Annotated in this window: 14 protein-coding genes; 9 read left to right on the top strand and 5 right to left on the bottom strand. The window is 67.4% G+C overall.

Annotated features, from left to right (window positions below):
* The first annotated feature begins 373 nt into the window (after positions 1-373).
* From E2F49_RS08265 to E2F49_RS08240, 6 genes are all read left to right on the top strand, one after another.
* Positions 374-1939, top strand: coding sequence for a family 43 glycosylhydrolase (locus tag E2F49_RS08265; RefSeq protein WP_165971166.1), 1566 nt, complete (start codon positions 374-376; stop codon positions 1937-1939).
* A gap of 94 nt (positions 1940-2033) precedes the next feature.
* The gene (locus E2F49_RS08260) at positions 2034-3086 is read left to right on the top strand and encodes a LacI family DNA-binding transcriptional regulator (RefSeq protein ID WP_133393352.1); all 1053 of its coding nucleotides are present in this window, start codon (positions 2034-2036) and stop codon (positions 3084-3086) included.
* Between the two features lie 140 nt (positions 3087-3226).
* A complete protein-coding gene (gene kduI, locus E2F49_RS08255) occupies positions 3227-4075 on the top strand; it encodes a 5-dehydro-4-deoxy-D-glucuronate isomerase (protein ID WP_133393351.1) in 849 nt (282 codons plus the stop codon).
* A gap of 44 nt (positions 4076-4119) precedes the next feature.
* Positions 4120-4875, top strand: coding sequence for a 2-dehydro-3-deoxy-D-gluconate 5-dehydrogenase KduD (kduD, locus tag E2F49_RS08250; protein WP_133393350.1), 756 nt, complete (start codon positions 4120-4122; stop codon positions 4873-4875).
* Positions 4876-4957: 82 nt separating this feature from the next.
* Positions 4958-5596 (top strand): RpiB/LacA/LacB family sugar-phosphate isomerase, encoded by a 639-nt coding sequence (locus E2F49_RS08245; protein WP_133393349.1) that lies wholly within the window; start codon positions 4958-4960, stop codon positions 5594-5596.
* A gap of 81 nt (positions 5597-5677) precedes the next feature.
* The gene (locus E2F49_RS08240) at positions 5678-6787 is read left to right on the top strand and encodes a GDSL-type esterase/lipase family protein (RefSeq protein ID WP_133393348.1); all 1110 of its coding nucleotides are present in this window, start codon (positions 5678-5680) and stop codon (positions 6785-6787) included.
* Positions 6788-6820: 33 nt separating this feature from the next.
* Here the strand turns inward: E2F49_RS08240 and E2F49_RS08235 are convergent, their stop codons facing one another.
* Entirely contained in the window at positions 6821-7069 is a 249-nt protein-coding gene (locus tag E2F49_RS08235) for a hypothetical protein (protein ID WP_243713514.1), read from the bottom strand.
* Positions 7070-7130: 61 nt separating this feature from the next.
* Here E2F49_RS08235 and E2F49_RS08230 point away from each other — a divergent pair, with 61 nt between their 5' ends.
* On the top strand, positions 7131-7907 hold the full coding sequence (locus E2F49_RS08230; protein ID WP_055249652.1) for an SDR family oxidoreductase: 777 nt from the start codon (positions 7131-7133) through the stop codon (positions 7905-7907).
* Between the two features lie 18 nt (positions 7908-7925).
* Here the strand turns inward: E2F49_RS08230 and E2F49_RS08225 are convergent, their stop codons facing one another.
* Together E2F49_RS08225 and E2F49_RS16335 are read right to left on the bottom strand one after the other, a co-directional pair.
* A complete protein-coding gene (locus tag E2F49_RS08225; protein WP_133393347.1) occupies positions 7926-8582 on the bottom strand; it encodes a DUF4124 domain-containing protein in 657 nt (218 codons plus the stop codon).
* Entirely contained in the window at positions 8582-9271 is a 690-nt protein-coding gene (locus E2F49_RS16335; protein WP_165971150.1) for a DUF4124 domain-containing protein, read from the bottom strand. The genes E2F49_RS08225 and E2F49_RS16335 overlap by 1 nt, the downstream gene beginning before the upstream one ends.
* 611 nt (positions 9272-9882) lie before the next feature.
* Between E2F49_RS16335 and E2F49_RS08215 the strand changes: the two genes are divergently transcribed.
* Together E2F49_RS08215 and E2F49_RS08210 are read left to right on the top strand one after the other, a co-directional pair.
* Entirely contained in the window at positions 9883-12933 is a 3051-nt protein-coding gene (locus E2F49_RS08215) for a TonB-dependent receptor domain-containing protein (RefSeq protein WP_133393345.1), read from the top strand.
* Positions 12934-13018: 85 nt separating this feature from the next.
* Positions 13019-14533: a tryptophan halogenase family protein gene (locus E2F49_RS08210; RefSeq protein WP_133393344.1), complete on the top strand. Its 1515-nt coding sequence runs from the start codon at positions 13019-13021 to the stop codon at positions 14531-14533.
* Positions 14534-14779: 246 nt separating this feature from the next.
* Here the strand turns inward: E2F49_RS08210 and E2F49_RS08205 are convergent, their stop codons facing one another.
* Entirely contained in the window at positions 14780-16264 is a 1485-nt protein-coding gene (locus tag E2F49_RS08205) for an FAD-dependent oxidoreductase (protein ID WP_133393343.1), read from the bottom strand.
* Entirely contained in the window at positions 16261-20721 is a 4461-nt protein-coding gene (gltB, locus tag E2F49_RS08200) for a glutamate synthase large subunit (protein WP_133393342.1), read from the bottom strand. Before gltB ends, E2F49_RS08205 begins: the two co-directional genes overlap by 4 nt.
* Positions 20722-21244 lie beyond the last annotated feature (523 nt).

Raw genomic sequence — 21244 nt, 5'->3', positions numbered from 1 at the left:
CGCAGCGCGCGCCGATGCCGCGACGGTGCGCGTGTTCGACTCGCATGGTGCATCCCCTGTCGTCGATGCTACGCCCGTTGATGCCCCGCGTGCGCGGCCGTTTGCGCGGCACATCGCGGCGCGTGCGGACATCGCGACACGCGATGCACCGCACTGCACATACAGGGCCAACACTGCCGGCAATCGCGCGATCCGCGGATTGGCAGCCCACGGTCAACCGGTGCTGCAATCGACGCATCCGTGTTGCGACGCAGAATGCCCTGCGCGCAGACGCTCTGCTACGGTCGGATGACCTGCGGTGTCATTCCGGTGTGGCGGCGCGAACCCAAGGAGCTTCCCCATGCCGAAGGGCACCCCGCGCGCTGCACGCCTGATGACCACCTGCCTGCTCGGCTTCTCGCTGTTCTCCGCGGCAGCATCCGACACCTCGCCCTGGGCGCGCGGCATCGAGAACCAGCGTCAGGCGGATCTCGGCGACGGCACCTTCCTCAATCCGGTGTTCGCGGGCGACCGCCCCGATCCGTCGGTACTCAAGGACGGCGACGACTACTACCTCACCCTGTCCTCGTTCGACGCCTATCCCGGCCTGCCGCTGTGGCATTCGCGCGATCTGGTCAACTGGCGGCCGCTGGGCCATGCGATCACCCAGAACGTCGGTTCGATCTGGGCGCCGGACATCATCAAGCACGAGGGTCGCTACTTCATCTACTTCCCCGCGCGCACCGGCGGCACCGAGGGCAGCGAGCGCAGCAACTACGTGGTCTGGGCCGACGACATCAAGGGGCCGTGGAGCGAGCCGGTCGACATCGGTCTGGGCCGTTACATCGATCCCGGTCACGCGGTCGGCGAGGACGGCAAGCGCTACCTGTTCCTCAGTGGCGGCGCCTACGTCCAGCTGTCCGATGACGGCCTGCGGGTCGTCGGCACGCCCAAGCACGTCTACGACGGCTGGCAGTATCCGGAAGAGTGGGACGTCGAGGCCTACGCGCAGGAGGGGCCGAAGATCAACTTCCGCGATGGCTGGTACTACATGACCACCGCCGTCGGCGGCACCGCCGGCCCGCCGACCGGGCACATGGTGATCACCGCGCGCTCGCGCTCGATCCACGGCCCGTGGGAGAACTCGCCGCACAATCCGATCGTGCGCACCGTGGATCGCAGCGAGCCATGGTGGTCGCGCGGTCACGCGACGATCGTCGAAGGCACCGACGATCGCTGGTGGATGATCTACCACGGCTACGAGAACGGGTACTGGACGCTCGGCCGCCAGGCGCTGCTCGAGCCGATCGAGTGGACCGACGATGGCTGGTTCGTCGCCAGGGGCGGGGACCTCGGCCAGCCCTTGGCCAAGCCGGCCGGGGAATCGTTCGGCCAGCACGGCATGGCGCTGTCGGACGATTTCAGCAGTGGCAGACTCGGCCCGCAGTGGTCGTTCTTCAATCCGGCGCAGGACGAGTACGACCGGCTGGGTTTCGGCGAGGGCACGCTGACGCTCGAAGGCAAGGGCAGCCAGCCGCGCGACAGCTCGCCGCTGACGGTGATCGCCGGCGACAAGTCCTACGAATTCCAGGTGGAAATGGAGATCGAGCCGGGCGCGCAGGGCGGGGCATTGCTGTTCTACAGCGACAGGCTCTACGTCGGCGTGGGCAGCAACGGCGAGCGCTTCATCATGCATCGCTACGGCGAGGAGCGACCCACGCAGATCGCGCCCAGCGCGACCGGTGGCAAGCTGTGGATGCGGGTCAGGAACGACCAGCACATCGTCACCATCCACACCAGCACCGACGGGCAGACCTGGACCAAGTACCCGGTGCAGATGGAAATCTCGGGCTACCACCACAATGTCGCCGGCAAGTTCCTGGCGGTGAAGCCGGCGATCTACGCGGCCGGCGACGGCAAGGTGCATTTCCGCGACTTCCGGTTCCGCGCGCTCGACTGAGGCCCAAAGCACCCGGACGCTGCGGCGCCACATGGCGCGCCGGCATCTGCCGCTAGAATGGAAACCGCGCGACAACCGACGGACGGAACGGCCGATGCCCGCATCGAAGAAGACCACACAGGCGGGAACCGGGTTCGATCTCAAGCGCCCGGCGACGATCAACGACATCGCGCGCCTCGCCGGCGTGTCGAAGAAGACCGTCTCGCGGATCATCAACCACTCGCCGCTGGTCCGGCAGGACACCCGCGAGAAGGTCGAGGCGCTGATGCAGGAAGTTGGCTACGTGCCCGATCCGCTGGCACGCGGGCTGGCGTTCCGCCGTTCGTTCCTGATCGGCATGGTCTACGACAATCCGACCGCGCAGTTCATCGTCAACATGCAGTACGGCGCGCTGGACACCTTGCGCAATTCGGGTTTCGAGCTGGTGGTGCATCCCTGCGACAGCCGCAGCCCGAACTACATCGACGGCGTGCGCCGCTTCGTGCAGCAGCAGAAGCTGCACGGCGTGATGCTGGTGCCGCGCGTGTCCGAAGACCAGGCCCTGGCCGACATGCTGGCCGAGATCGACGTGCGCTACGTGCGCATCGCCGCGGTGTCGATGGACACGCCCGAGCGCATGGTCGTGACCCACGACCATGACGGCGCGGCCGAAGTGGCCGATTACCTGCAGTCCCTGGGGCATCGCGACATCGCGATGATCACCGGTCCGCGCGACTACCGCTCCTCGATCGAACGCACCAACGGTTTCATTTCCGGGCTGCAGCAACGCGGCATCGAACTGCCCAAGGCGCGGATCGTCGAGGCCGGTTACACCTTCGAGTCCGGCGTGGCCGCGGCCGAGAAGCTGCTGGGCGGCAAGAAGCGTCCCACCGCGATCTTCTGCGGCAACGACGAAATGGCCGCCGGCGTCTACCGCGTCGCGATGCGCGCGGGCATCAGCATTCCGCGCCAGCTTTCGGTCGTGGGCTACGACGACAGCCCGCTGGCCTCGCGCCTATGGCCGCCGCTGACCTCGGTACGCCGCGACACCCGCGACACGGGTCGCATCTCGGCCGCGATGCTGCTGCAACCCGAGGACGCGCCCCGCCAGCTCGCCAGCGTGCGTCCGCACCTGATCGTCCGCGATTCCTGCCAGCCGCCGGATTGATCCGCCCGCCGGGTCGCCCGGCCCGTGTCCCGCAGATGTCTCGCGCCACGCCCGCCATGTCGCGGCGCGGTATGACACCGGTTACCGGAGTGCCTACAATGGCGCGTGGGCGGGGGTGACCCTGCGTTCCGGAGGCCGGCATGTACGACAAGACGATCTACGCGACCCATCCCGGGGTCATGCAGGGTGTCGACAACGACACGCTGCGCGACCTGTTCCTGCTCGAAGGCCTGTTCGCCGACGATGCGGTCCGGCTGCAGTACACCCACTACGAGCGTTTCGTGATCGGTGGCGCGGCGCCGGTGACGGCCACGGTGTCGCTGCCGCTGCAGCACGAGCCGGCATCCGCCGCGGGTCGTCCGTTCCTGGAGCGCCGCGAGCTGGGCATCGTCAACGTCGGTGCGGGGTCCGGCACGGTCACGGTCGACGGCGTCGTCCATGCACTGGCGCCCCGGGACGGCCTCTACGTGGCGATGGGCAGCGCCGAGGTGGTGTTCGCCTCCGACGACGCAGCCACGCCCGCACAGTTCTATCTCGCCTCGACACCGGCGCATGCGCGCTTCGAGACGAAGAAGATCCCGATCTCCGACGCGGTGCCGCTCGAGCGCGGCGCACTGGACACCAGCAACGAACGCACGATCTACCAGTACATCGTGCCCGCTACCTGCCAGTCCTCGCAGCTCCTGCTGGGGCTGACGCTACTCAAGCCGGGCAGCGTCTGGAACACGATGCCGCCGCATCTGCACGACCGGCGCAGCGAGGTCTATTTCTACTTCGATCTCGGCGCGAACGATCGCGTCTACCACTTCATGGGCGAGCCGCACGCGCAGCGCCACATCGTGGTCCAGAACCACGAGGCCGTGGTCTCGCCGCCGTGGTCGATCCACATGGGCGCGGGCACCTCGAACTACGGCTTCATCTGGGCGATGGGCGGCGAGAACCTCGACTACACCGACATGCACGTGCTGGACATCTGCCAGCTCAAATGACCGGCCGCCCGGCCACCTCACGCATCGCAACAGGGAGCAACGCAATGAGCAATCCGTTCAGTCTCGAAGGCAAGGTCGCGCTGGTCACCGGCGCCAATACCGGCCTGGGGCAGGGCATCGCGGTGGCACTGGCGCAAGCCGGCGCCGACATCGCCGCGGCCGGCATCAGCCCGCCGACCGAGACCGAAGCCAAGGTCAAGGCGCTGGGTCGCCGTTTCGTGTCGATCGAGGCCAACCTGACCAGTATCGAGCCGGTCGCCCGCCTGCTGCAGGAAACGCTCGACGGCCTCGGCGGCCTCGACATCCTGGTCAACAACGCCGGCCTGATCCGCCGCGCCGACGCGGTCGATTTCAGCGAGCAGGACTGGGACGACGTCATGAACGTCAACATCAAGTCCGCGTTCTTCCTCTCGCAGGCCGTGGGAAGGCACTTCATCGCGCAGGGCAGCGGCAAGATCATCAACATCGCGTCGATGCTGTCGTTCCAGGGCGGCATCCGCGTGCCGTCCTACACGGCCAGCAAGTCGGGCATCGCCGGCATCACCCGCCTGCTCGCCAACGAGTGGGCCGGCAAGGGCGTCAACATCAACGCCATCGCGCCCGGCTACATGGCGACAGACAACACCGCGCAGCTGCGCGCCGACGAAGCCCGCAACAAAGCCATCCTCGATCGCATCCCGGCCGCGCGCTGGGGCGAGCCTTCGGACCTCGGCGGCACGGCGGTGTTCCTCGCCAGCCGCGCGTCCGACTACGTCAACGGCGCGGTGATTCCGGTCGACGGCGGTTGGCTCGCGCGCTGAGTCACGCACGTTTTCCGGCGAGCCCGCCCTGGCTGCGGGCCCGCCGCTTCTTCCCCCTTCGAACACGCAAGAGAGACATGTCATGAAAATCGCACTGATGCAGGAATTCAGCCAGGCCGCCAAGAACCCGGTCGTGCTGGAACAGCTCAACACGGTCGCCGCCGACAAGGGCCACACCGTCTTCAACGTCGGCATGGACGGCGACAACGACCACCGCCTGACCTACATCCACCTGGGCATCTGCGCCGCGCTGCTGCTGAACGCGAAGGCGGTCGATTTCGTCGTCGCAGGCTGCGGTACGGGCCAGGGCGCGATGATGTCGCTCAACGCATGGCCGGGTGTGTATTGCGGCTACTGCATCGAGCCGACCGATGCGTTCCTGTTCGCGCAGGTCAACAACGGCAATGCGCTGGCGCTGCCGTTCGCCAAGGGCTACGGCTGGGGCGCGGAAATCAACATCCGCTACATCTTCGAGAAGGCGTTCGACGGCGAGCGCGGCCAGGGCTATCCGGCCGAGCGCAAGGAATCGCAGATGACCAACGCCGGCATCCTGGCCGACGTCAAGAAGGGCGCCTCGAAGGATTTCGTTGAAGGCCTGAAGGCGATCGACCAGGACCTGGTGAAGCAGGCCGTCGGCGGCGAGCGCTTCCAGAAGGCGTTCTTCGACAACGCCCAGGACGAGGCCATCGTCGCCTACGTCAAGGGCGTGCTGGGCAAGTAAGCCCCGCGCGACACCGTTGTACGACGCAGGCCGCCGACGCGGCGGCCTGCGGTTTCGACCCGATTCGGACGGAGCGCCTGCATGAAGCAACTTCTGTTGTCGCTGCTGCTGTTGGGCGTCGCCGGCGGCGTATCCGCGGCGTCGCCCGCACCGCATCGCATCTTCATCGCCGGTGATTCCACCGCCGCGACCTACGGCGCCGAGCGCGCGCCACAGGCCGGCTGGGGCCAGAAGTTTCCCGACTGGATCCGCGACGGCTGGGAGGTCCGCAACCACGCGGTGGGCGGGCGCAGCACGCGCAGCTTCATCGACGAAGGCAGACTCGACGCGATCGCCGGCGAGATCCGCGCAGGCGACGTGCTGCTGATCCAGTTCGGCCACAACGATGCCAAGCGCGAGGACGCCACGCGCTACACCGATCCTGCGACCGACTACCCGCGCTTTCTCCAGCGCTACATCGAAGTCGCGCGCCAGAAAGGCGCCACACCGATCCTGATCACCCCCGTCGCGCGCCTGCTCTACGACTTCCGCGCGCTGGTCGACACGCATGGCCGCTACACGCTGGCGATGCAGGACCTGGCGACACGCGAGGGCGTCGCGCTGATCGATCTCAACGCGACGTCCAGCGACTGGATCCGCGTGCACGGTGAGGAGGGCGCCAAGCCCTACTTCATGTTCACGCAGGGCAAGGCCGACGGCACCCACTTCAGCGAGGCCGGTGCCGATGCGGTCGCCTGTCTCGTCGCGGCCGGCTGGCGCGGTCTCGATGTCGAAGCACCGGTGAAGGCCGTGACCGCGGACGCATGCAATGCCCTGCCGGCCCCGCCGCTGCCGCCCGTGTCGCAGTCGGTCGTCGTGCAGGAGCGCGACATCGCCATCGAACAGCCCGGGCCACACGAAGGACTCGGCACGACGACGGCATACCCGTTCTTCGCCGATGCCACCGGCTTCGATCTGATCTTCCGCAAGCGCGCCTTCCATCCCGGCGCGACCATCGGCGACCACGTCAACGACAAGGACGAGATTTATTACGTGCTGTCGGGCCGCGGCCGGTTGCAGTTGAACGACACCGTCCGCGAGGTCGGGCCGGGCGACGCGATCCTGACACGCAAGGGCGATCGCCATGCGCTCGCGCAGCTCGGTGACGAGGCGTTGGTGATCTTCATCGTCTACCGGCCGGTCGTGCGCTGACCGGTCCGGCCGTGCGTCGCGCGCCCGGCGCGCTCAGCCGCCGGCCGCTTCGATCGCCTGGCGCTGCTGCGCCGCCGCGTCTTCAACCGTCTTCTGCGTCTCGCGCGCCGCATCCAGCGGTTCGCGGATCGCATCGCGCAGGTGCGTGGCCGACGGCTCGACCGGTTTGTCGGTGGGTTCCTGCGGCGGTGGCGCGCAGGCGACGCAGGCCAGCGCGAGCGCACAGGGCAGGGCGGTGGCCACGATGCGACGCATCGTGGTGCACGTGGCGGACAACGGCATCGGCGGTCTCCGGGTGCGGGCTCGACGGTATGCTACGCCCATCGCAAGACGGGACACGACGATGGATCCGCACCGCTGGCGCCTGGATGGACAACTGGCCCTGGTCACCGGCGGCAGCGCCGGCATCGGCCGCGCGGTGGTGCGCGAACTGGTCGGCTTCGGTGCGACGGTGCTCATCGTCGGCCGCAATGGCGACGCGCTCGAGTCGACGCGCGACGACATGCTCGAGGAATTCCCGCAGGCCGACGTGCGCGCGCTGATCGCCGACGTCGTCGACGAGGAACAGCGCCGCGAGATCCTCGACTGGGTCGAGGACCAGGGCGACGGCCTCGACATCCTGGTCAACAACGCCGGCGGCAATCTCACGCGCGCCGCCAACGACTACGCCGAGGACGAGTGGCGCGAGATCTTCGAGGTCAACGTGTTCAGCGCGTTCGAACTCTCGCGCTACGCGCATCCGCTGCTGGCCAGTCGCGGCAGCTCGGCGATCGTCAACATCGGCAGCGTGTCGGGCATCACCCACGTCCGCAGCGGTGCGCCCTACGGCATGAGCAAGGCGGCGCTGCACCAGATGACGCGCAACCTCGCGGTGGAGTGGGCCGAGGACGGCATCCGCGTCAACGCGGTCGCGCCGTGGTACATCCGCACGCGGCGCACCTCGGGGCCGCTGTCGGACCCGGACTATCTCGACGACGTGCTCCTGCGCACGCCGATGGGCCGCATTGGTGAACCGGAAGAAGTCGCGGCCGCGGTCGCGTTCCTGTGCCTGCCGGCGTCGGCCTACATCACCGGCGAATGCATCGCGGTGGACGGCGGCTTCCTGCGCCACGGCTTCTGAGCGGCGCAGGCGCGACGCTTAGGGGGCGGAGGGGCGCGCGGGTCCGGCGGCTGCGCCAGCTGCCTGGCCGCAGGTGCTGTTGCGCCAGGTGTTGAACAGCTGTTCGTACTCGAGTCGCAGCGGATCCTGCGCACGACCCTGCGCGTAGCGCCAGCGGAACTCCGCCTCGCGCACGCGCGTTTCCCAGCTGCTGCACAGCGCGTCTTCGGCGACCGCTTCGCAAACGTCGGCCACCTGCTCGCAGGCCTGGCCAGCGCCCATGCCCGGCAGGCCGCCGATGCCCACCGTTCGCATGGGCCGGCAGCGCAGCGGCGGCGTGTCGTCCTCGCGCCAATAGGTGCTGTTGTCGTAGACGCGGCAGGCGAACAGCGCCGGCGGCGGTTCCGGGGTCGCGTCGTCTTCGGCAGCCGCTTCCGGCGTGGCCGGCATCTGCGAGATCAGCGGCACCTGCGGTGCCTGCAGGGGCGGCGCGGGTGCGGGTACGAAGGTCGGCATCGGAGATGCCATTTCGACGACCCGGCGCTCCTGCCTGTGACCGGCCGGGCAGGCCGTCCCGTTCTGGAAGGTCACCGCGCCCGACGGATCGGTGCAGCGGTAGATGACCGTGGTCGCCGCGTCGGCGCCGCCACTCGCCAGCGCGCAGACGAGTGCGCCGTACAGCGTCCATCCGCGCATCAGCGGCGACCGCAGTCCTGGGCGAGGCGGGCGTTGATGGTGCGCTCCTCGCCGGTCAGCTGGCTGCGCTCGGTGGGCTGCGCATTGAAGAAGCGGCGGCGGATCTCCTCGCGGCGATCGGTCAGGATGCCGCAGACTTCGGACTGGGGCATGGGCCGGCATTCGTCGCGGATCCAGGTGCCAGCGCCGTAGAAACCACCGCGGTCGATCGGCCGCCCGGGGCGGCTGTCGATGTCGACCCGGCCACCGCCGTTGCCCACTTCGACCCCGACCCGCGTCGATGGGCCGCGTCGCACCGGACCGTAGCCCGTGGTCCACAACGGCACCCAGCGCGGATTGCCGTCCGAGGTGTCGCTGGTGTAATTGCTGCCGTCCGGGCGCACGCAGCGATACATCGGCTGCGGTGGCCGCATGACGATGACCTGCGGCGCAGGCGGATCGACGACCGCCGCCGCGGGTGCTGCCGGGCGCGCCACGGGCGTGCCGTCGACCGGGCGCAGCATGCTGCGGATCTCCTGGCTCTGTCCGTCGCTGCACGGCGTGTCCCCGATCGCGACGCGACCATTGGCATCGGTGCAGCGATACACCGTGACCTGGTCGGACGTCTGCGCAGAAGCGGGCAAGCAGACCAGGCCTGCCAGCAGAGCGGACAGGACCGGCGCGTGCATCGGGGAAAGGCGGCGGCGCATGTCGACATCATGCGATGTCCCGATCGTGGGGGAAACCCGCTTCCCAGAACATGCCGGTGTGCGATCGGGGCGCTTTCCGATTGACGCCGGGCGGATCGCGTCGACCCGTTTGCTGCGCTGCAAAATGTAACCGTTTCCAAGCAGTGCTAGCGTCCGCCTCAACGGGCTTGGGGGCTGCGTGGGATGGGGAGTGGGCGCATGGTCGGGGACTGCCGCGGCACGCATTCGCGAGGCCGTCCGGACGCCTGTTCGCGGTCGATTGCGGCCCACGTAGACGGCAGCGTGCGGCGGGATTACGATGCGCGCCGAATCGCACCCGCGCGTCCCGCTCCCGCCCAGGGAGATCACGCGATGACGCGATCGTCGGCGCCCGGCCACGTCCACCTGCCCCCGCATGTGATGTGGCCTGTCGTGACCGGTGGGATACCGGTCCGGCCTGGCTGTGGATGCACATCGGCATCCGCCTCCATCCCGTCGCTCTCACGTTTCCAGACGCTCCGGCCCCGGCTGGCGCGTCTGTGCGCATGGATGCGTCGCAGTGCTGTGCCCGCTCTCCCGCCGTCCATAACGATTCGAAACCACGTCTTGGTAGTCCCTTGGAGGGGAACCCCATGAAAGCCAATCGCACCCTGCGTGCACCCAAGCCCAGCCTGCTCGCAGGCGCGCTGGCCACCTGCCTCGTCGTTGCGACGCCGGCGTTCGCACAGTCCACCGCGGCGACCCTGCGCGGACAGGTGACGTCCCAGGCCGGCGCCGAGGCTGGCGCCACGGTGACCGCGACCAACATCGCCACCGGCGCCTCGCGTCGCGTGCAGACAAACGCCAACGGCAGCTACACCCTGCCGGGCCTGCCGCCGGGCACCTACCGCGTCGACGCCGGCGGTGCCTCGCAGACGGTCACCGTGACGGTCGCCTCGACCTCGACACTGAACCTCACCGGCACCACCAGCGAGACGCCGACCCAGGGCGACGGCGTGACCGACATCGGCGCGGTGCGCGTGACCGCGCCGGTGCTGCGCGAGGTCAAGACCTCCGAAGTGGGCAACACGATCTCGCAGCGCCAGATCGAGCAGCTGCCGCAGGCGACCCGCAACTTCCTGGAGTTCGCGGACGTTGTGCCGGGCATGGTCTTCGAGATCGACGGCAACGGAAACACCAAGCTGCGTGGCGGCGCGTCGAACGCCAGCGCCGGCAACCTGTACATCGACGGCGTCGGCCAGAAGGGCTACGTGCGCAGCGGCGGCATCGCCGGCCAGGCCGACACGCAGGGCAACCCGTTCCCGCAGCTCGCCGTCGGCGAGTACAAGGTCATCACCTCGAACTACAAGGCCGAGTACGGCCAGATCAGCGGCGCGGCCATCACCGCGGCGACCCGCTCGGGCACCAACGCGTTCGAAGGCGAGGCGTTCTATCGTTTTACTAATCAAGACCTGCGTGAAGAGCGTCCGGACGAAGCCGCCAAGGGAAAGATCGACTCGCAGACGAAGGAGTTTGGCTTCGCCCTCGGCGGCCCGATCATCCAAGACCGTCTGCACTTCTTCGTGGCCTACGAAGGCAAGAAGAATGTCGTCCCCAAGAGCATCCAAGCCGAGAACAACGCGCTGCCGTACGTCGGCGTGCTGCCGCCTAGCATCTCGGGCCAGTATGGTGCGGCCAACATGCCGTTTGAGCAGGATTTGGTCTTCGGCAAGCTGACCTTCGAGGCCGGCGAAAACGACCGCATCGAACTGAGCACGCTGTACCGCGATGAGACCCAGATCGCGAACGTCGGCGGCACCCTAAACCTTGAGCAGGCCACTGAGAAGCTGAACACCGACAAGCGCACCAATCTGCGCTGGCAGCACTATTCGGATAACTGGCTCAACGAGCTGATCATCGGCACCGAGGACTCGTCCAACAACCCTTACGCGACGAGTTTGGGGAACGGCATTATCTACAAGTATCTCGCGCCACGTCAGGGCTCGACAGATCTGGACGAGTACACCTTCTTGGCGACCGGTCCTGCGGATGGCAAGGCTGTGCAGAACAAGAGCCAGAAGGGCTGGTTCCTGCAGAATGCGATCACGTTCAACAGCTTTGAGTGGGCCGGCGAGCACACCTTCAAGATGGGCTTCAACTACAAGGATGTGGAGCTGACCGCGCAGGACGCGGCGTCGGTGAACCCGCAGTTCTCTTATCAGGTGAGCGCGGCCGGCATATCCGCGACGCCGTATCGCGTCGACTTCATTGCGCCCTACACCACGCCGGGCCAGCGGGCGACAGTGGTGTCGCCGTCCAAGCAATACGGTTTCTTCATCCAGGACGACTGGGCCGTTACGGACAAGCTGCTGCTCAATCTGGGTGTCCGATACGACTACGAGGACACGCCGGCCTATACCGATTTCGTGACTTCGCAGGGCATGGTCGATGCGCTGTACTCGAACGATCCGGCCAATCCTGGCCAGCCGTGGGCAAACCGTCTGCTGGCCAGTGGCATCAACGTGGCCGACTACATCAGCACCGGCAACAACCGCGAAAACTTCAAGGACGCGTGGGCGCCGCGCTTTGGCTTCTCCTACGACTTCCTCGGTGACGAGACGGCCGTGCTCCATGGCGGCGCAGCGCGCTCCTACGACCGTAATCTATTTGAGCAACTCGCTCTTGAGACAAGTAAGGCGGCTCTCTCGCCTGTCGCAGTGTATTTCCAGGATCCAGTAACGGGTCTTTGCTACCGCGGAGACGATCGCGTCTGTGTACCGTTCGAGCAGCGGTATCTTGATGGAGTTGATCAACTCAATACGATTCCGGGCGTTGAGGGCAGCGCTGAACTCTTTATGTTCCACAACAAGCTCAAGACCCCGTACAGCGACCAGTTCAGTCTTGGCATCAGCAACCAGGTCGGTGAGTGGCTGACTGATGTGACCTTCCAGCGTGTGCTCAGCTATGACGGCTTTGCAATGTCGCTGATCAATCGCTATCCCGACGGTTCCTATTTCCAGAATGGCGATGCGCCATGGGGACAGCCAGTGCCTGGTTTCAAAAACACCATTGTCGGCATGAACGGCTTGGAGCAGCGTAGCAGCCAGATTCTGCTGTCGGCCGAACGTCCCTACACCGAGGAATCAGGCTGGGGCCTCAATCTGGCCTATACGCACACCAGCGCCCGCCAAAACCGTAACATCGATGAGCCCTATGCCTTTGACAAGCCGACGATCCACGAATATCCGTTCGTGAAGTCGAACGCCGTCGCGGCGCACCGCTTCGTCGCATCGGGTTCGATCGACGGCCCGTGGGACATCACCTTCGGTGCCAAGATCGTGCTGGCCACGCCCGAGCCGATCAACACGATCGCCTGCTTCGGCTTCACCGACCCTGACGGCGCGACCTGCCAGCAGGTGGCGGCCAAGCCGCCGGGCGCGGGCAAGTTCATCATCGGCGGCGACATCTGGGGCTACCGCACGGTGGACTTCCAGGCGAGCAAGGACTTCACCATCGCCGGCGACTTCAAGCTCTCGGCACGCGTGAACCTACTCAATGCGTTTGACTTCAAGAACTACTCGACCTATGCCTACAACGGTTTCGGCAGCAATGGCCGGTTCGACCCGGACCTGACGATCAACCGCACCGGCGAAATCCTCTACGTGCCGCGTACGGTGACGTTCGAGATCGGCGCGAAGTTCTGACGCAGTCTTCGCGTTCGCGTGACCACGACGGGACCTGCGGGTCCCGTCGTGCTGTGTGAGCCTTCAATCGAGTCCGGAGATCGGAATGGACCATCTGCAACGCATCGTCATCGTCGGCGGCGGCACCGCCGGCTGGATGACCGCCGCGGCACTGTCGCGCGTGCTCGGACCTGCCTACGACATCGCCTTGGTGGAGTCGGAGCAGATCGGAACCGTCGGCGTCGGCGAGGCGACGGTGCCGCACATCAAGGCCTTCAACCAGTTGCTGCGCATCGACGAGGCCGACTTCGTGCGCAGCACGCAGGGCAGCTTCAAGCTGGGCATCGAGTTCGTCGACTGGCTGGACGTCGGTGAACGCTACATCCACGGCTTCGGCACCGAGATCGGACACCCGCTGGGTCTGTTGCCGTTCCACCAGTACTGGCTCAAGGCGCGCGCCCAGGGCCGAGCCGGTCCGCTCGGCGACTACACGCTCAACACCCTGGCCGCGCAGCGCGGCCGCTTCATGGTCTCGGCGACCGACGTGCCGGCGGGGTCGCCGCTGTCGAACATCGCCTACGCCTACCACTTCGACGCCGGCCTGTATGCGCGCTACCTGCGCCGCTACGCCGAGCAGCGCGGCGTGCGTCGCCACGAAGGCATGATCGACCACGTCGCGCAGCATCCCGAGAGCGGCTTCGTCAGCGCGGTCCGCCTGCAGGACGGCACCATGCTCGAGGGCGACCTGTTCGTCGACTGCTCGGGCTTCCGGGGTCTGCTGATCGAGCAGACGCTGCAGACCGGTTACCACGACTTCACGCAGTGGCTGCCCTGCGACCGCGCGTTGGCCGTGCCGACTGCGAACGTCGGTCCGCCCGCGCCGTTCACCCGCGCAACCGCGCGTCCGGCCGGCTGGCAGTGGCGCATTCCGCTGCAACACCGGACCGGCAACGGCTACGTGTATTCGAGCGCGCACATTAGCGACGACGAAGCTGCTGCGACGCTGCTGGCGAATCTCAAAGGCGAGGCGCTCGGCGATCCGCGCCCGCTGCGTTTCGTCACCGGCCGCCGCAAGCAGTGCTGGAACCGCAACGTCGTGGCCATCGGCCTGTCGAGCGGCTTTCTCGAACCGCTGGAATCGACCAGCATTCATCTGATCCAGTCGGGGATTTCCAAACTGCTGGAGCTGCTGCCGCGCGAGGGGTTCAATCCGGTGCTGGCCGAACGCTACAACGCGCAACTGGCCTTCGAGTTCGACCGCATCCGCGATTTCATCGTGCTGCACTACAACGCCACGCGCCGCGACGATACGCCGTTCTGGCGTCACTGCCGCACGATGGAGATTCCGGCGGAACTGCGCACGGCGATCGATCTGTTCCGCGACAGCGGCCGGTTCTTCCGCAACGCCAGTGAGATGTTCGACACCATCAGCTGGGTGCAGGTGATGATCGGGCAGGGGATCGTGCCCCAGGGCTGGCACCCGCTGGTGGACAACCTGCCCGACGAGGAGATCGCGCGCTTCGTCGACAGCGTCGGTCGCACGCTCAACGCCTGCGTCGATGCGATGCCACCGCACCAGGCCTTCATCGACCGGCATTGCAAGGCGTCGCCGCCGGCGTGAGCTCCAGAGTTCGCGGCGAACCGAAGCCCTCCTCCGCTTGCGGGGGAGGGTTGGGTGGGGGCGAACGATCAGGTCATTGTTTCCCAAGCCGCGTGCTGATGCGGTTGAGCGATTGCGCCCGATGCATTGCGTTCGGCACACACGTCCCGCCCCCATCCCAGCCTTCCCCCGCACGCGGGGGAAGGGGCGGAATGCGGCGTCTCCCCGCATCCTCCTGGTCCTGGACCAGCAGGCGGTGTCGAACCTTCAGATCGCGTCGAGCGCCGCCTTGGCGGGCCGCGTGGCCTTGCGCAACATCCGCGCGATGCTGGCCGCGGCGTCGCGGCCTTCCTGCACGGCGGTGACCACGAGGTCGGCACCGCGCACCGCGTCGCCGCCGGCGAACAGCTTGGGATGCGCGGTCTGGTAGGGCAGGCGACGTTCGCCGCCGACGCGGATGCGGCCGTTGCCCTGCGCTTCGACGCCCTGAGTACTCAGCCATTCCGGCACGGTCGGCGAGAAGCCGAAGGCGATGATCACGACATCCGCCTCGATCAGCGACTCGCTGCCCTCGATCGCCACGGCGGCGCGACGGCCATTCGCGTCCGGCTCGCCCAGTGTCGTCTCGATGACACGCACGCCGCTGACGTTGCCGTCCGCATCCTGCTCGATCGACAGGGGCTGCCGGTTGAACAGGAAGCGCACGCCTTCCTCGCGTGCGTTGCCGACCTCGCGCGCGGAGCCGGGCATGTTGGCTTCGTCGCGGCGGTAGGCGCAGGTCACGCTCGCGGCGCCGAGGCGCACGGCCGAGCGCACGCAGTCCATGCCGGTATCACCGCCGCCGAGCACGACGACACGCTTGCCTGCGAGCTTCGGCAGCGTGAGCGTCGTTTCCCAGCCGGCGACCGGCCGGCCCCAGGTGTCGCCGCCGGTGACGATGCGGCCGTTGTGCACGAGGAAGGGCAGCGCGGGCAGCACGTCCGGCAGGTCCTGGCCGGGCAGGCCGCCGTCGGTGTAGCGATAGGCGCCAGTGCCGAGGAACACCGCGTCGAATTCCTCGAGCAGCGCGTCCACCTGCACGTCGCGGCCGATCTCCACGCCGAGGCGGAACTCGACGCCCATGCCTTCGAGCACTTCGCGGCGCTTGGCGATCACCGACTTGTCGAGCTTGAAGCTCGGAATGCCGAACTGCAGCAGTCCGCCGATCTGTTCGTAACGGTCGAACACCACCGCGTCGATGCCGGCGCGGACGAGACGATCCGCGCACGCGAGGCCCGCCGGGCCTGCGCCGATCACCGCCACCCGCTGTCCGGTCGCGACGACCTTCGACACATCGGGCCGCCAGCCCTGCGCGAACGCGGTATCGACGATGTACTTCTCGACTGCGCCGATGGTCACCGCGCCGAAGCCGTCGTCGAGCGTGCACGCGCCTTCGCACAGGCGATCCTGCGGGCAGACGCGGCCGCACATCTCCGGTAGCGGATTGGTTTCGTGGCACAGCGCCGCGGCTTCAACGATGCGCCCTTCCTGCACCAGCTTGAGCCAGTTCGGAATGTAGTTGTGCACCGGGCACTTGGCTTCGCAGTAGGGATTGCCGCAGTCCAGGCAGCGATCGGCCTGATGGGCGGCCTGCCGGTCCTCGAAGCGGCCGTAGAGCTCGTTCCAGTCGCCATCGGTGCGCAGCGGCAACGGCACCTTGGCAGGCATCTCGCGCGGTTCCTTGAGGAACCGGAACACGTCGCGCTTCATCACGCAGCCCTCCTGAGATCCTCGGCCAAGGCTTCGAGGCTCGCGGCCTTGGGCTTGACCAGCCAGAACTTTCCGACGAAATCGCGGAAGTCCTCGAGAATGCGGCCGCTCCACGCGCTGCGGGTCAGGCGGGCGTGCGTCTCGATCAGATCGCGCAGGTGCGAGCGGTAGTTGTCGAAGGCTTCGGGGGTCACGCGCAGGATGTCGATGAGTTCGTGGTTGTAGCGGTCGACAAAATCGCGGTCGAGATCGAGCACGTAGGCGATGCCGCCGGTGAAACCCGCGCCGAAGTTCAGCCCGATGCGGCCCAGCACCGCGACCGCGCCGCCGGTCATGTATTCGCAGCAGTGATCGCCCGCGCCCTCGATGACCGCGACCGCGCCGGAGTTGCGCACGCCGAAGCGTTCGCCAGCGCGCCCCGCGGCGTAAAGCTCGCCGCCGGTCGCGCCGTACAGGCAGGTGTTGCCGAGGATCGGCGTCTCGCGCGATTCGAACACGCTGCCCGTCGGCGGACGCAGCACGATGCGACCGCCGGCCATGCCCTTGCCGACGTAGTCGTTGGCTTCGCCTTCCAGATCGATCTGCAGGCCGCCGGCATTGAACGCACCGAGACTCTGGCCGGCCGTGCCGCGCAGCTGCAGCGTCACCGGACGATCGCTCATGCCGGTGTTGCCGTGGTGGAGCGCGATCCGGCCCGACAGGCGCGTGCCGATGCTGCGGTCGGTGTTGCGGACCTCGAAGTCGAACTCGCCGCCCTCGCCGCGTTCGATGACCTTGGACAGGCGCGCGTCGAGCGCGGCCGACAGGCCGTCGGGCGGTGCCTGCAGTGCAGGCGAGCCGCAGTAGGCCAGCGGCTTGTCGGGGTCGCGGCGCAGCAGCATCGACAGGTCGATGTCCACCGCATCGCGGGTGTAGTGCAGGCACTGCTCGAGCAGATCGGTGCGGCCGGTGATCTCGCCCAGCGAACGCACACCCAGCGCGGCCAGATGTTCGCGCACGTCCTCGGCGACATTGCGGAAGAACGTCTCCACGCGCTCGGGCAGACCCTTGTAGTGGTTGGCCCGCAGGCGCTCGTCCTGCGTGGCCACGCCGGTCGCGCAGTTGTTGAGATGGCAGATGCGCAGGTACTTGCAGCCCAGCGCGATCATCGGCGCGGTGCCGAAGCCGAAGGTGTCGGCGCCGAGCATCGCGGCCTTGATGACGTCGAGACCGGTCTTCAGGCCACCGTCGGTCTGCAGCAGCACCTGGCCGCGCATGTCGTTGAACTGCAGTGCCTGGCGCGCCTCCGACAGGCCCAGTTCCCACGGCGCACCGGCGTAGCGGATCGAACCCAGCGGACTCGCACCGGTGCCGCCGTCATGGCCGGAGATCGTGATCAGGTCGGCGCCGGCCTTGACCACACCGGCGGCGATCGTGCCGACGCCTGCATGGCTGACCAGCTTCACCGAGATCAGCGCCTCGGGATTGACCTGGCGCAGGTCGAAGATCAGCTGCGCGAGATCCTCGATCGAATAGATGTCGTGATGCGGCGGCGGCGAGATCAGGCCGATGCCGGGCTTGGCGTAGCGCAGGCGTGCAATCAGCGGGTTGACCTTGCTGCCCGGCAGCTGGCCGCCTTCGCCGGGCTTGGCGCCCTGCGCGACCTTGATCTGCAGCACCTCGGCGTTGATCAGGTATTCGGGCGTGACACCGAACCGGCCGGAAGCGATCTGCTTGATCTTGCTGCGGCGATCGGTGCCGTAACGCTCGGGGTCCTCGCCACCTTCGCCGGAATTGCTGCGGCCGCCCAGACGGTTCATCGCGATCGCCAGCGCTTCGTGCGCCTCTGGCGACAGCGCGCCCAGACTCATCGCGGCAGAGTCGAAGCGACGCACGATCGCCGAGACCGGCTCCACTTCTTCGAGCGGAATTGGAGACGCATCTGATTTCGGGCGCAGCAGATCGCGCAACGCAGCTGGCGGGCGCGTGTCGACGAAATCGCTGTAGCGCTTCCAGTCGGCGCGATCGCCGGTCAGCACCGCACGCTGCAGCGAGGTGACGACGTCGGGATTGAACTGGTGGTACTCGCCGCCGTGCACGTAGTGCAGCAGGCCGCCGGGCTCGGGCAATGCGGTGTCGTCCCAGCCCTGTTCGGCGAGATGGCGGGCGTCGGCTTCCAGTCGCGCGAAGCCGGCACCGCCGATGCGCGACGGCGTGCCTTCGAAGCATAGCGACACGACCTCCGGCGCGAGGCCGACGATCTCGAACAGCTGCGCGCCGCGATAGCTGGCGATGCTGCCGATGCCCATCTTGGACATGATCTTCAGCAGGCCCTTGCGGATGCCGCGGCGGTAGCTGCGGCCCAGCTGCAGATGCTCGTTGCCGACCTTGGTCGCCAGCACGCCGCGACGGCCCAGCGCGTGCAGCGTCTGGAACGCGAGATAGGGATAGACGGCCGTCGCGCCGAAGCCGATCAGGCAGGCAAAGTGGTGCGGGTCGCGCGCGGTGCCGGTCTCGATCAGCAGGTTCACGTCGCAACGCAGACCGGCGCGCACCAGGTGCAGATGGATCGCACCGGTGGCGAGCAGCGCGTGCACCGGCACCATGCCGCGCTTGGGGTAACGGTCGCTGAGCAACAGGATCTCGACACCGGCGCGCGTCGCGGCTTCGGCCTCGGCGCACAGACGCTGCAGCGCGCCTTCGAGCGTCTCGGCCTCGGCGTCGAAATACAGCGGCAGCAACAGGTTCGATTCGGCGAAGCGCGGCAGCGCCAGCAACTGGCGCAGTTTGCGCTGCGAGAGCACCGGCGAGTTCAGCAGCACGTGGTGCACGTTCGCGGGATCGTCGACAAAGATGTTGCCCTCGCGTCCGATCTGCGTGGACAGCGTCATCACCGCGCCCTCGCGCAGCGGATCGATCGGCGGGTTGGTGACCTGCGCGAAGGCCTGACGGAAACAGTCGTAGAGCGGACGCACGCGCTGGCTGATCGCGGCCATCGGCACGTCGTCGCCCATCGAACCGATGCCTTCCTGCTCGGTCTCGGCCAGCGGCCGCAGCACGGATTCCTGTTCCTCGCGCGTGAGCTGGAACAGCTTCTGGAACGCGAGCAGGGTGTCGGGCGCGAACGGTTCGGCAGCAAGCGCGGGATCGATCAGTTCGGTGTGCAGATAGCTCATGCCGCGCTTGAGCCACTGCTTGTACGGCGCACGTGCACGGTTGACCGCGTCGATGGCCTCGTTGTCGAGCAGCGTGCCCGAGCGCAGATCGATCGCGACCATCTCGCCCGGGCCAAGCTTGCCCTTGGCCTGGACACGCTCGGGCGCGATGTCCCACACGCCGGTCTCCGACGCGATGACGAAGATGCCGTCGCGCGACAGCGTCCAGCGCGCCGGGCGCAGGCCGTTGCGGTCGAGCGTGCAGGCCGCATGGCGGCCGTCGCACATCACCACACCGGCCGGGCCGTCCCACGGCTCGGAGTTGATCGCGTAGTACTCGTAGAACGCGGCGAGGTCGGCGTCCTTGTACTCCAGCGACTGCGTGGCCGGCGGCATCAGGATGCGCATCGCCTGCAGCAGGTCCATGCCGCCGAGCAGCATCCACTCGAGCATGTTGTCGAGCGTCTGCGAGTCGGAGCCGTGCATGGTCACGGTCTCGTCGAACTCGGAAATGTCGAGCGCAGGCGCAGCCCAGACACCGCGACGCGCCTGCGCCCAGCGCCGGTTGCCCTCGATGCTGTTGATCTCGCCGTTGTGCGCCAGGCGACGGAATGGATGCGCCAGCTTCCAGCGCGGCAGGGTGTTGGTCGAGAAGCGCTGGTGGAAGACCACGGTCTTCGCCGCGAGGTCGCTCCGGCCCAGGTCCGGGAACAGCTGCGTCAGATGGCTCGGCAGCACCATGCCCTTGTAGCCGAGCAGGCCCGGCGTCAGACCGACGACGTAGAAGTCCTCGATCGCGCGCAGACGCTGTTCGGCACGGCGACGCGCGAGATACAACGCACGCTCGAAGGCCTGCGTGTCGTCGCCGTCGGCGGTGACGAAGATCTGTTCGATGCGCGGCATCGAACCGCGTGCGAGTGCGCCGAGCGCAGCGGTATCGAGCGGCACTTCGCGCCAGCCAGCGACGCGTACGCCGACGTCCTGCAGCAATGTGGCGAACGTCTCGCGGCACTGCGTGGCAGCGTCGGTCGCGTGCGGCAGGAACACCATGCCGGCCGCGCGCTGCGTGGCGTCGAAATCGAAGCCGCTCTCTTCGGCAAGCGTGTCGACGAACGCATCGGCGGCATACAGCAGCACGCCGCAGCCATCGCCCGACAGGCCGTCGGCAGCAATGCCACCGCGGTGGGCCATGCGCGCGAGGGCCTGCAGCGCGCCGTCGACGATCTCGCGCGACGCATCGCCGCCGATCGTCGTAATCAGGCCGAAGCCGCAGGCGTCGCGTTCGTCAGCGGGGTCGTAGAGACCCCGGGCCGGGAGTTCCCGCATCGTCGTCGTCACTCGTGTGGAGTCGAACATGGCTGGCGCAGGAATCGGAGCGCCAAGGTCCTTGCATCGCGACAACGCATCCACGCCGGCCCACGAATAGAGCACAGTTTGTGCAGTGCGGCAACCGGATTTCCAGCGCGATTTCGGTTGCGAATGCAACCGCAATCCAACGGTCGTGAATGTACGCGTATGCGGCGGATTCAGCGGTTTCGACGACCGATGGGGAGCGCCTTTAAGGACAACCGTGCGCCAGGCGGCAGTACGTCGCCCGTCAATGCATGCGAATCCTCGACGGGCTGATACCTCTTAGCGAGCGGCCGCTTGAAGCCCTCCCCCGCGACGCGGGGGAGGGTTGGGTGGGGGCGAACGCTCCGATCGCGGCCTCACTGGCCAAGGGCGTATTCGCCTTTGACACTCACGCCCGATGCATTTGCTCGACACGTACAGGCCGCCCTGTCCCAACCTTCCCACTCACGCGGGGGAAGGCACAGATCAAGATGTGTCCGGCTCGACGGAAACGCGA

The organism is Luteimonas terrae (genome assembly GCF_004358165.1).
In the GTDB taxonomy this organism is placed as follows: Bacteria; Pseudomonadota; Gammaproteobacteria; order Xanthomonadales; family Xanthomonadaceae; genus Luteimonas; species Luteimonas terrae.
This window is presented reverse-complemented; position numbering and strand designations above follow the sequence as displayed.